Annotated in this window: 7 protein-coding genes; 3 read left to right on the top strand and 4 right to left on the bottom strand. The window is 33.7% G+C overall.

The features are described 5' to 3' along the window. Window positions 1–240 precede the first annotated feature (240 nt). The gene (locus ACNDLV_RS06805) at window positions 241–1,626 is read left to right on the top strand and encodes an RsmB/NOP family class I SAM-dependent RNA methyltransferase (RefSeq protein WP_006587330.1); all 1,386 of its coding nucleotides are present in this window, start codon (window positions 241–243) and stop codon (window positions 1,624–1,626) included. 468 nt (window positions 1,627–2,094) lie between these two features. Here ACNDLV_RS06805 and fni read toward each other — a convergent pair whose 3' ends face one another. From fni to mvk, 4 genes are read right to left on the bottom strand one after another with little or no spacing between them, the layout of a single operon-like run. Next, on the bottom strand, window positions 2,095–3,117 hold the full coding sequence (fni, locus tag ACNDLV_RS06800; RefSeq protein WP_006586773.1) for a type 2 isopentenyl-diphosphate Delta-isomerase: 1,023 nt from the start codon (window positions 3,115–3,117) through the stop codon (window positions 2,095–2,097). Further along, window positions 3,117–4,205 carry a phosphomevalonate kinase gene (locus ACNDLV_RS06795; RefSeq protein ID WP_006587329.1) on the bottom strand — a complete coding sequence of 363 codons (1,089 nt, stop codon included), beginning with the start codon at window positions 4,203–4,205 and terminating at the stop codon, window positions 3,117–3,119. Before ACNDLV_RS06795 ends, fni begins: the two co-directional genes overlap by 1 nt. 38 nt (window positions 4,206–4,243) lie before the next feature. Beyond that, on the bottom strand, window positions 4,244–5,206 hold the full coding sequence (mvaD, locus tag ACNDLV_RS06790; RefSeq protein ID WP_006586771.1) for a diphosphomevalonate decarboxylase: 963 nt from the start codon (window positions 5,204–5,206) through the stop codon (window positions 4,244–4,246). After that, the gene (gene mvk / locus ACNDLV_RS06785) at window positions 5,206–6,120 is read right to left on the bottom strand and encodes a mevalonate kinase (protein WP_006587328.1); all 915 of its coding nucleotides are present in this window, start codon (window positions 6,118–6,120) and stop codon (window positions 5,206–5,208) included. Before mvk ends, mvaD begins: the two co-directional genes overlap by 1 nt. 56 nt (window positions 6,121–6,176) lie before the next feature. Between mvk and ACNDLV_RS06780 the strand changes: the two genes are divergently transcribed. Both ACNDLV_RS06780 and addA read left to right on the top strand, forming a co-directional pair. Further along, entirely contained in the window at window positions 6,177–9,632 is a 3,456-nt protein-coding gene (locus ACNDLV_RS06780) for a PD-(D/E)XK nuclease family protein (RefSeq protein WP_006586769.1), read from the top strand. After that, window positions 9,625–13,185: a helicase-exonuclease AddAB subunit AddA gene (addA, locus tag ACNDLV_RS06775; protein ID WP_006586768.1), complete on the top strand. Its 3,561-nt coding sequence runs from the start codon at window positions 9,625–9,627 to the stop codon at window positions 13,183–13,185. The genes ACNDLV_RS06780 and addA overlap by 8 nt, the downstream gene beginning before the upstream one ends. Window positions 13,186–13,195: the final 10 nt, after the last annotated feature.

Genomic DNA, 13,195 nt, shown 5'->3' with positions numbered 1-13,195 from the left:
AATCACATTCATAGTCAAATGGATAAAATTGAACGACCATTGAAAAAGTATTTTATTGCAAGTAAGTTGGGAAGATTTGTTTTTATTAATATTCTTATGGGCTTGGCAGCATATTTCTTTTTAACTTGGCGATTATATTTTACTAGTTTGAGTTATTTGATAATTTTATTTGTATTAATGATGACATTAAATGTTGTGATATATATGTTGGTTGTATTTTTCTTGAACAGAAAGGAAAAATTGGATAAATTAGTTTTACCTAAAGAATTTAAAGATAAATATCAAAAACTATTGGCTAAAAAAGCTGATAGCTTTTTTACTGCACTTGAAGCAGAACCTAAGAAGGCCTTTCGTTTGAACCCATTAAAGGCTGATTACCAAGAAGTAAGTTATGATTTATCTAAACCTGTTGATGGGGTAGCAGATGCTTATTATGGGGAAATAAGTGGTCGAGATATTGAGTGGGTTAGTGGTTATGTGTATTCTCAAGATCCTTCGGCAATGTATCCAGCTGAAGCACTTGGTGTTAAGCCTGGTCAGAAGGTTTTAGATCTTTGTGCAGCTCCAGGTGGAAAATCAACTGCTTTATTATCCGCTTTAAAAAATAAAGGCTTATTAGTTGCCAATGAAATTTCAACTAGTCGAGCAAAGAACTTACGAGAAAATATCGAACGTTGGGGAGCTGACAATTGCTTAGTTACTAATGAAGATACCAGTCATCTAGCCCAAAAATTCCCCCGCTTTTTTGATGCGATTTTAGTTGATGCACCATGTAGTGGTGAAGGGATGTTCAGAAAAAATCATGATGCAGTAACTTATTGGAGTCAAGAATATGTTCTTGAATGTAGCAATCGGCAAAAGGAAATTTTAAATGAAGCAGTTAAAATGTTAAAACCAGGTGGTAGTCTTTTATATTCAACTTGTACATATGCACCAGAAGAAGATGAAGAAATTTGTGCTTATTTGGTTAATGAATTAGGCTTCAAATTGGTTGAAACTAAAGTTAGTGTGGCTAGCCAAGGAGTCCCTGCTTGGGGAGAAAATCTTGATGGAATTGAGTATGCAAGAAGATTTTGGCCAGAAGATGAGATAGGTGAAGGGCAATTTTTGGCCAAGTTTATCTTGCCTGAGATTAATAATGAAGAAGCAGTTACTAACTCTAAGCAGAAAAGTAAAAAAAGAGGAAAAAAAGCTAATAAGAGATTAGAAGTCTTTACAAAGGCGGAAAAAGAATTAGTACAAGAATTACTGGCCGATTTTAATTTACCGAATAATTTTGACTTTAGTAAAGCAGTTAAAAGTAAGGATCATGTATATATTCCAGCTGTTGAGGATGTTTCTCAAATAAAAGTATTAAACAATGGGTTGGAACTAGGAGTTTTGAAAAAAGGTCGTTTTGAACCTAGTCAGCAATTGGCACAATATTTAGGACAAGTGCGACAAGAAAAAGTTGTTGAGTTACAGAATCAAGCTGAATTTGAGAAATATTTGCATGGAGAAACAGTACGGACAGAGGCGAAGTTAAAAGGCTTTGTATTAATTAGTTATCAAGATAAAATTTTCAGTTTTGGTAAAGTAACAGGGCAAGTAGTTAAAAATTTTTATCCTAAAGGGTTGAGAATTTAAGACATACTTTAAATTATGTAAAGTAGTAAGAATAAACATATAACTTCCTAGAGAAAAATACAGTAATACAAAAAATGTTGATAATCTTGGTTATATAAAACCTTGATATATCAACATTTTTTCTTTTTTATAAAACATTTTGTTCTTAGGGCAATATCATACTAACGGTTCCATTTTCTTAGTTGAATGCAGCCAATAGTATTTTTTTATCCCCGGCTTAGTTTTCATCAATTTAACAATTCTATAGTAAATTTCGTATTCCAATGTTTCTTTTTTAACATTAACAGCCTTGCTAGTTTTTTCAAAAGAAGTAAGTTTTGCATCAAAATTACTTTTGTTAATGTCCTTCTTGATAATCTGTAGTAATTTTATATACCCATTCAGTTGAATTATCTTCTAATAAATCAACTGACATAAAATATAAAGTAATCATTTTTTACCTCTTTTCTTTTATATTCCAGCCGCTATTTAATCATCAACAATGATTTGAATCAATTCTTTCCATAACCCCTTAGTTAAAGCATATTTTATCTTTTTAGCTTCGTTTACATTATTAATTCCAAAGAGAGCAAATAGACCAGCTAGTTCATCTTCGAAACGTAATACCGTTTCAACCAATCCGTCTTCGCCACTATTTTCATAGGCCTGCAAGAATAAGTTGGCAATACCAACAGATTTGGCACCCAAAACAAGACATTTCAAAATATCTAAAGCATTCCTTATACCTCCCGAGGCAAAGAAGTCAATGCCACATTCTTCTGCGATAAGTGCTGATTTAACAGTTGACAGGCCTAGCTCATCTAAATAGGGGAGCGGATGACTTGAGCGAGCATTTTCAATTTGAGCAAAGTTAGTTCCACCAGCGCCACCAAGATCTATAAGGTTAAAATTATTCTTTTGTAGTAATTCAATGCTTGCTTTATCAAATCCAAAGCCAACCTCTTTAATAATTACAGGGACATCGACGACATCTCTGATTGCTTTTAATTTATCAATCCAAACAAAGTCCCGATCTCCCTCAGGCATTGCTAATTCTTGAACAGTATTTATATGAATTTGAAGAGCGTCAGCTTGTAATTCTTGTACAATATTTTTAGCTGTATTAGCGGGCGTATTTGGATTAACATTGGCAAAAAATAGCCCATCAGGATTTTCTTCTCTTGCAACATAGAAACTAGCAAGTTGATCTTTCTCTTTTGCCAAGATGCTGCTTGACCCAGTAGCAAAGGGGATTTGTCCAATTCTACTTGCCTTACCAATTGCTCGATTAATTTCTTTTGATTTTTCAGATCCGCCTGTCATTGCGTTGATATAAAAAGGCGCCTTGACCTTTTTACCTAAAATCTCACAAGCAATTGCGGCTGATGAAACCCGGCTTTCTGGAAGGGCAGGGCGTACCAATTCAATACGATCAAAATCATTGTCTTTTATGGTGAAATATTTTTTAGCTAAAGCTAAATGTTCTTCTTTTCTTTTTGAGTGATTTGACATTATTTTTCCTTAGTTTGCTTTAAAACATGAACTCGAAAATCAAGTGGCAAAATACCAACTTTTCGCCAAGCTGCTTTTAGATCGGAAATTTTCCCACTATGATTGGTAATAACAATTCCACAATCACCGTTTCCAGCACCAGAAGTTTTGGCAGCAAAGCCTAATTTCTCAGCAATTTCAATTAATTCTGTTAAACGCGGAATTTCAATTGCAATATGATTTAATTTTGCAAAATGAGCTAGCAATTTTCTGTTCACACGAATTTGTTCCTGGATAAGATTGATATTTTGTTCTTTAAAACCAGCAATCATTTTTAGAACACATTGACGTGAATTTGCTAAAAATGCTTCATATTCTCTTTGAAAATTCTCTTTTTGAGCATTCGTTTCATCAACTAGACGAGAAGTTGATGCTGGTTTTTGGCTCCAACCAATGACTAATTCCATTCCAGCAGGTGGAGTTAATAATTGAACTTGTAAACCAGGCCATGCCTCACTTAGAACTTCGCTGAGTTTTTTAGTTGTTAGTCCACGTTTAAGCCATTTTTTGTCAAATGTTTGATAAGCTAACCATCCACCATAAACGCTTGCGGCAATATCGCCAGCTGAGCCATTTCCTTGAACGGAGTAGTGACTAATTGCGGCTAACTTATAAACTAAGTCGTGCTTACGTTCAATTCCATAAAAGGCCAAAATTGCTTTAACAGTTGCTACAGTAACAGCAGCTGAAGATCCTAACCCATATTTACGACCATCTTTGCTATCTAAATCTGAATTAACATGCAAATCATATACTTTAAGTGAAATTCCATTTTCAAGTAAGTATTGTTCAGTAAAGCGAATTGCAGCCAAGATATATTCAAAGGGGTTATCACGATTATCAATTACCATTTTATTACCTTGACGGCGCCAATGAATTGAATCTTGTGAATATTGCTTAGAATGAATTATTCCAGTATTCCCAACTGCAGCTGAAATAGATACACGTACAAATTGATTAAGGGCGACGATAATCGCTGGACAATTTTGTTCTAAAACAGCATATTCACCAGCAATATAAAGCTTGCCAGGTGCTTTTTCTGTAATCAAATTATCTTCCTCGAATCTTTATAAATTAATTTTTGAATTTAATCTAAATATGTGATTCCTGGTCCAAAACCAGCTTCGACTATTTTAACATTAGGTAAGATATTTTTAACATATTTTTTTATATTAGAGCAAGAATTTTTCTGACAAAGGATTTTAACATTAGGCCCAGCATCAATTGTGTAGTAGCATTCAAGCCCCTTGTTACGAAGTTCTTGAATTAGTTTAATAATTTCTAAAGTTTCGTTTGCAAAATATGTAAAACCAGGTTGAGCGGCTAAGTTTATGGCGTGCATTTCACTAGCACTAAGTTCAGCAAGTTGGCCCAATTTGGTAAAATCATTGCTTTTAATTGCAGCTTCCATTTGAGCAATTTCTTCATCATTGCGTGCTATCCATGGTTTAAAGAATGGGGAAGTTTGGGCTAGTTTCATGCCTTTAGTTGATGAAAGCTTTTTTTCAGCTTCGCTGATTTCAACAGCAAGCAATTTTAAATCCATTTGTGGTTTTTCATCAATTACTTCAGCAAATGAATTTGCGCTGTTAGTCCCTTTATTCCATTTGACAAATCCACCATATATTGATCTGGTTGCACTTCCTGAGCCTAAACGTGCTAAAATTGAAAGCCCCTTTGGAGAGATTGATAAATTATAAGCTTTTACAAAACTAGCCGCTAAGGCAGCAAAAGCAGAACTCGAAGAGGCTAGTCCAGCGGCAGTAGGTACGTGATTGTCACTGATAACATGAAAATTACCAGCAACATTGAAGAGTTTTTGCAGACGCTCAACATAATCAAAAACACGATTAGCTGCAGGGCCAGTTACTTCTTGGCCATTTAAAATGAATTTTTTATCTTCTGTGTCAATCAATAGACTAGTATCTGTATAAAAGGCATCTAAAGTCATTGAGATGCTCGACATTAATGGTAAACGTAAATCAGCATCTTTTTTACCCCAATATTTAATTAAAGCAATATTTGTATGTGCGCGTGCGGTATTCTTCATTAAATTTCCTCAATCCAGTAATTACTTATTAACTTGTGACATTTATTGGCAATTGTTTGAGCCAGTTCTTGATTAGGGCAAAGAGCAATAACTATTCCTCCTAAACCTCCACCAGATAGTTTGGCACCGTAAGCTCCAGTATCAATAGCTAGTTGACACAAGTGGTCAATTTTAGGAGTTGAAACTTTGAGTTCTGCTAGATATTTTTGAGCTTTTGTAAATGCTTGGCCAACTTGTTTAGCATCTTGACTTATCCAGGCTTGCTTAACTTGGTCAGTTAAGTTGCCTAAATTTTCTAAATTATTAGCTTGCTTTTTTGAGCTAGTGACTTCATTTTTTACTAGTTCTACAGCCTCTTTAGTATTACCTAAATCTCCAGTATCCATAATTAGCAAAGTCGCATTTAATTTTTGCTTCAATATTTGAACGCCGGTTTTTTTATTGAAAAATACTAAATAGTCAGAGTTAACAGTAGCACTATCAAGTCCTGATGCCTTTCCGTGATTAATAGTTTCGGCATGATTAGTAATTGCCATAATTTCTTTATCACTTAACTTAAGCTTGAAAAACTCATTTAAAGCCTTAGTTGTTCCAAGCGATACAGTAGCACTAGAACCTAAACCACGCTCAATTGGAATTAAGCCTCGATAACTGATCTTTAAATAAGGGCTGGATGGTTTAAGATTTAAAAAATATTGCAAAATATATTTAAGTCCGGCATATTCAGCTGGTGCCTTGAAAAAATCTCCATGATAACGATCAGTATCCATATAGTGATAGTTATCATTATTTTCACTGACAGTAGTTTTAATATTTAAACTTTGAATAGGCATACTTAAAGCATTATAACCATAAACTACTGAATGCTCACCAATCAAAATTACTTTACCATGGGCTAAATAACTTGTTTGCAAAAGAATTCCTCCAATAAATGCTTATGGTAAAATTAAGACCATAAGGAGTTTGAACAATGTTAAAAATTTTAACTGGGCGTCAAAGTGACCCACTACATGAAAAAATTCTGGCTGAAGCTGTAAACAATTACGAGCAAAATCCAGAATTGGAAACTTTTATTATCGTTCCTAATCATATTAAGTTTACCACAGAAATTGAAGCAATAACTAAATTAGCAGGTTTACGTCGTAAATCTGAAGCTTCTGTTAAGAATTTACACATTCTGTCTTTTTCTCGTTTGGCTTGGTTCTTTTTGCAAGATCGTCCGGAAGTGTTAAAACCTGTTATTGATGAAGCTGCTAGTAGCATGCTTTTGGAAAAAATAGTAACAGAAAAAAAGAATGAATTAGTTTTATTTAACCAATTTTCTCAAAATTCGGGGCTTATTAAGCAGATTTACCAGTCGATTAATGAAGTAAGTAGTAGTGACTTTGACTTGCTTGATGCACAAAGCCATGTCACTGATGAAGAAACTAAAAATAAATTACATGATTTAGCAATTATCAAAACGGCTTTTGATGAAGCAATTGTTGATCGTTTTATTACCAAACAAGATTTCTTGACGGAAATGAATATTTTCCTTGCTGGCAGTAATCGACTAAAGGATTGTAGTTTTTATTTTGTGGATTTTTCACAGTTTAATGGCACGGAGCAAGTAGCTATTGAACTTTTTGCCCAAAAGGCTAAACAAGTTGTTCTGGCTTTTGCTACTGAAGATGGAACCATTAAAGCCAGTCCTGAAGCAGGGGATTATGACTATGTTGTTCAAAAAACTATCAAGAAATTACAAAGACGATTAAGTTTTACTTATGAGCAGTATGCAAGTCCAGTGAAAGATTTAACTGCCAAGCAGCGACTAGATCATTATTGGACAGGTGATTTAGACTATGATGAACAAAATAAGCCCAATGTCCAACTAATTAAGGCTGATTCTCGTTATGATGAAGCATATTTTGTGGCTCGAACAATATATCAGCAAGTAAGTTTGAATAAGTTTAGGTATCAGGACTTTTTAGTTTTAGCACCTAATTTACACGAATATGAAACTTATTTAACCCCAATTTTGCGTCAAAATGGTATTCCATTTTTCAATGATTTACAAAAAGAAATGAAATATCATCCCTTAGTTATCTTTATTGAAAGTTTGCAAACTTTCCTTGAAACAGGTTTTGAATCGGCAAGTTTATTTTCTTTACTCAAGACAAGATTATTTATTCCATCTTTTTATCAAGATGAAGCGGCTTTTTTGCGTGATGTTGATGAGTTAGAAAATTTTGCATTAGCACATGGAATTAATTATTATTTGTGGAATCGACCATTAACTAGTTTTGTAAAGATAAAACGACCAATTATTGCTCTTGATAAAAGAAATAATGAAGTAGAGCGATTGGAAAAACTTCGTCAAGTAGTATTTAAAGAGCTAAATAATTTTATAGAACAATTTAAGAAGGCAGAAGAAGTTAAGGCAGGAGTTAAGTTCTTTTTTGACTTCTTAGTAAAGATTGGGCTAACTAAGCGCTTAGAATCATGGCGTAAACAGGCTGTTGATAAGAATGATTTGCAGGCAAGTCAAGAACCAAAGCAGATATGGGATTTATTGCTTAACTTGTTAAATGACTTTTTGTTAATAAATAAGCCTGAGGATCAGTTTTCAGCTAGTGACTTTTTAAGAATTTTGATTTCAGGGTTTAAAGAAGCTAACTTTGCACAAATTCCTGCTAGTCTTGATGCAGTTTCTTTATCTGAAATGGGAATGGTTCAAGCAAAAAATTATAAAAATGTTTTTATTATTGGTGCAAGTAGCAATAATTTACCTCAAATTAGCAATACCCCTGGCTTTTTAACAAGTGAAAATTTAGCGCAGATTAGCAGTGCTGATGGTGATAATGCATTAGAAGATCGCCAAGAATTAGCTAATTTAGATCAAGATTATCAATTTGGAGCCTGCCTAACACTAGCAAGCAATTGGGTATATATTTCATATCCATTTTTAAACACAGCTAATGAATCAATAGAGCCATCAACTTATTACACAAAATTGCAAAAATTAGGAGCTAGAGAGTTAGAACAAGCAGATTTACCTAAAGAAGATGCTAGCGATATTTTAAGTTTTACAACTAATGCTAGTGCTAGTTTAGGGTACTTAACTAGTTTGTTACCATCTTATCAAAATACACTTTTAGATTTAGCTAAGAATTATGCTCCACAAAAATACACGCAGCTAATTCAAGGTCGTAATTTCAATAATCAACCTGTTAATTTGGGGCAGAAGCTAGCAAAAGAATTATATGGATTGAAATTAACCTCATCTGTGTCTCAACTTGAAACCTACTACCAAAACTCCTTGGAATATTTCTTTAATTATGGTTTGCGATTAAAGCCAAGAGCAGAAAATGAACTTGATGTAATTCAAGCAGGAAATTATTTCCACCAAACCTTTGATTATTTAGTTAAATATGCGCAAGCTCATCAATATGATTTAGCTGCTTTGTCTGATGAGCAAGTTCTAGCAGCCTTAACTGAAGTTAGAAATCAAATTCACCAAGAGGGTAGTTATGAACAATTATTATCCGATCCATTTAATCAATATTTATTTACTAGTTTGGATAAGACAGTTAATACAGTAGCCTTTAATTGGAAAAAGCGCATGGCGCAAACACCATTTAGACCAGCATATTCTGAATTAGCTTTTGGTAGTGGAAATAAGTTGGCTGGATTAAAATTTAAGTTAGATCAGACAAGAGAAATAGACTTACGAGGAAAAATTGACCGGGTTGATTTAGCTCCATACAAAAATGAGCTATTAGGCCAAGTAATTGATTATAAGTCTTCAAGTAAAAACTTTGATTTGGCGCTGTTTGCAAGTGGAATTAGTTTACAAATGGTTTCCTATCTTGATGTTTTAGCAAAAAATGCTAGCTTTTTCGGAAATGATTCACTTGACTTATTGGGGGCCTTTTACCAAACAATTACCAAGCAAGTTGAAAGATTGAATAAGCCAGATCAACTTGATGCCAATTTATTACCTAAAAAGGCGTTAGCACAGGCAAAGCAACGATTAGTTTATTCAGGATTACTTGTAAATAATGAAGATTACATTTTGACAGCTGACCCTGAACTAAAAGAGCCTAAAGTTAGTTCCAAACTATATAAGTCAGTACGCTCAAAGGCACGTGGCGGGCTAACTTTACCAAGGGATCGCCATTTTACGGAAGATGAATTAAAGTTAGTTTTACGTTATAACGAATATTTGATTAAAAAAGCTGGTAAGGCGATTTTAACAGGTGATCTGGCTCTTAATCCATATCAATATGGACAAGAAAATGGGCTAAAATATTCTAATTATCAAGATATTTTCTTTTTTGATGCAAAACTTGCCGAAAACAATTATCGCAAAATTAGTAGTTTAGATAAGGCGAGTTTTATGCAATACATTAAGGAAATACTAGAAAAGGAAGAAGATAATGGTTAATTATACAAAAGAGCAAGAAGCCGCCATTAATACACGAGGAAAGGATATTCTGGTTTCAGCATCAGCTGGTTCAGGTAAAACAATGGTTCTGGCTGAAAGAGTAATCAAGCTAATAAAAAATGGTACTAGTTTAGATAATTTATTAGTTATTACTTTTACAAAAGCGGCCGCAAATGAAATGAAGGAGCGAATCAAGCGAGTTTTAAACGATGAAATTGCTAAAAATAATAGTCGTAAGCTAAAGCGGGAACTTTTGCGAGCAGAAGTTGCCAATATTTCAACAATTGACTCTTTTTGTTTAGATGTAGTACATCGCTTTTATTATGTAATTGGCCTTGATCCTAGTTTTTCAGTTTTAACTGATGAAACTCAAGCCGCCTTATTAAAAGAAAAGGCTTTACGTGAGCTTGAAAAAAAGGCCTTTGCTAGTCCAGATAATCCATATCGAGTTTTTTATGATAATTTTGCTGGAGATCGGGATGCAAATGGGGCCAGAGAATTGCTGCTTGATTTGTATAATTATGCAATGGCACGCCCAGATTATGATTTATGGCTTGATGGACTTGCTAAGGATTATGAATTTGCTGATGATTTAAGTGAGGCCCCCTTTTTTGTGAAGGCCATAAAGCCATACTTGTCTAAAATTTTGCTGGAAATGTCAAATAAAGTGGATAAGATTTTGTCTGATCCATTCAATGAAGCAACTGAATTAGAAAAAATCATAAAAGATTTTTCTGGTTTTAGTAAAAGATTGACTCGAGTTGAGGCTAGTTTAGAAAGTGATACTTTTGATCAAATTAGGGCTAGTTTACAGAATTGTCAATTTACTGAAAATCCTCGAAAAAGTTCTAAGTGGGATGAAGACCTACTTGATCGATATGCAAGTTTAAGCCAAACCAGAGCTGAACTAAAAGATCAGATTAAATCATTATTTGCAGCCTTTTTTGTTGCGGATAATGAAGAACAAACTGCTGTAATGAAACAATCTAGTTCAATTATTAAAGCAGTTTGTTTGGCTGAAAAAGAATTAATTGCTAGCTTTAATTCATTGAAGCGAAAGCAAAACTTGCTTGATTATAGTGATATGGAGCAGCTGGCTTATCAAATTTTGACTAGTGATACAACAGCTGGTCATTTAGCTAGACAATTTTATCAAAATAAATTTACAGAAATTTTAGTTGATGAGTATCAAGATATTAATAAATTGCAAGAGCGCATTATTCAATTAATGAAATGTGAGCATAATAACTTATTTATGGTCGGGGATGTTAAGCAGTCAATTTATGGATTTCGACAAGCAGATCCAAGCTTATTTCTTAATAAGTATCGAGCTTTTGCTAAAGAAGAAGCAGCTGAGCGAATTGTTTTGGCGGATAATTTCCGTTCGACCAAGCCCGTTACTAAGCTAGTCAACAAGCTTTTCAATCCGCTATTGACACCAGATTTTGGTGGAATAGATTATCAAAGTGAGGGACAACTGAAATTTGGAGCAAGTTATTATCCTGATGATTTGCCTACTGCAAGTGAATTGCTTTTTTATGATAAAAGTGAAGGTAGTGAAGAAAGTAATCAAATTCAACTTGTAATTAACCGAATTAAGCAGTTAATAGATGAAGGTTTTGAGGTGTTTGATGTCAAAACTGGCTTAAAGCGGCCAATTGAGTTTTCTGATATCGCAATCTTAACTCGAAGTCGTAGCCAAAATTTAGATTTGCTAAAACAATTTGCGCAAAATAATATTCCTTTGTTTGTTTCAGATGTAGCCAATTATTTCCAAACTTTTGAATTGACTATCATTATGAACTACTTAAAAATTGTAGATAATCCCGATCAAGATATTCCATTAGCTGCGGTTCTTCGATCGCCTATTTTTAACTTTAAAGAGACAGACCTTGCTAAAATTCGAATAAAATCCCCTAATACGAGTTTTTATTCTGCTTTGATTAATTATGTTTCTGAAAATGATGAATTGAGTAAAAGAATCAAGGACTTCTTGAATCAACTTGCTGACTTGCGTGATTTTGCCCTTAATCATCGAATTAGTGAAACTATTTGGAGTATTTATGCTCGAACAAGTTTGTTAGAAATAGTAACTAGTTTACCTAATGGTAAGCAAAGGCGAATTAACTTAGAAAACCTTTATGAAAGAGCAAATTCTTATGAAAGTGCTGGCTTCAAAGGACTTTATCAGTTTATTAACTTTATTAATCGAATGCGCAAAAATCAAAAAGATTTAGCACAACCTTTGCTTAGTAAAGAAGCAGAAAATAGTGTTCAATTAATGACAATTCATGCTTCTAAAGGGCTAGAATTTCCAATTGTTTTTTATTTGGGATTAGAACATCAATTCCAAAAAAGTGACTTGTCAGGTAATTATATAATTAGTGGTGATAGTTGCGGAATTACCGTTGTCCGGTCCGATTGGCGAATTGATTCTTTAGTTAAAGCTATGGGCAATGTAACTAAACAAAAGCAGTTACTTGAAGAAGAAGCTAGAATTATGTATGTTGCAGTGACTAGAGCAAGACAGAAACTAATTTTAGTGACCAATTTTAAAGAATTCTCTAAAGATACAGAAAATATGGGGGCTAGTTTAGCTAATGATGGTTCATTAACATTAACCAGTGAATTGGCAGCACAAAAGCCAGCAGATTTACTTTTACCACAGCTTGCTTTAAACAGACAATTTATTAACCAGGTTACTGATTTGCGACCAGAAGTGGAAAGCAAACAAGATTTTTTGGTAGTGACAGGGGATGCGGAAGCTGTCGAACTTGTTGAAAAACAAGATGTTAATGAAGAGGGTAAAGTAAGTGAATTCATCGTTAAAAATGTAAAAAAACTTTTTGAAGCTACATATCCATTTCAAGATGCCACCACCACCACAGCATACCAATCAGTTAGTGAATTGAAAAAAGCTTTTAATGATCCAATTGATGATGAATTAGCAAATTCACGATTTATCAAGTCTGCTAACCGCTATTTGCAAGATATTGATACTAGACCGGGCTTTTTATTTGAAGATGGATTTACTGGGGCAGAAATCGGAACGGCCATGCACTTAATCTTGCAATTTTTCGATTATCAAGGAAAGACTAGCGTGGAAGCAGAAATTGAAAAACTTGTTCAATCAGGGAAATTAAATCCTAAAATAGTCCCACATCTGCCAATTACTGAAATTTCTTGGTTCGTAAATAGCAATTTTGCAAAGAAGTTTTGGAATGATCCAACTAAGTTAAAACGTGAAGTATCATTTTCAAGTTTGTTACCAGCAGCGGATGTTTTTAAGCCGTTTTCGGATCCTAACGCTAAAATTTTAGTTCATGGGACAATTGACGGTTATTATCTTGATGATGATGGAATTATATTATTTGACTATAAAACAGATTATGTAAATAAAAACCAGCTTGCTCAATCAATAGCCAAAATAAAAGATAAATATACTGGGCAATTAAGACTATATGAACGGGCGCTTAACCAACTAGGAAAAGAAAAAGTCAAAAGTAAATATTTAATTTTGCTAGATGCACAAGAGATTGTAGAAGTTGATTAGATTTAATGGT

Source organism: Lactobacillus fornicalis (genome assembly GCF_055362665.1).
The sequence above is the reverse complement of the archived record's forward strand: the minus strand, read 5'-3'. Positions and strand labels throughout refer to the sequence as shown.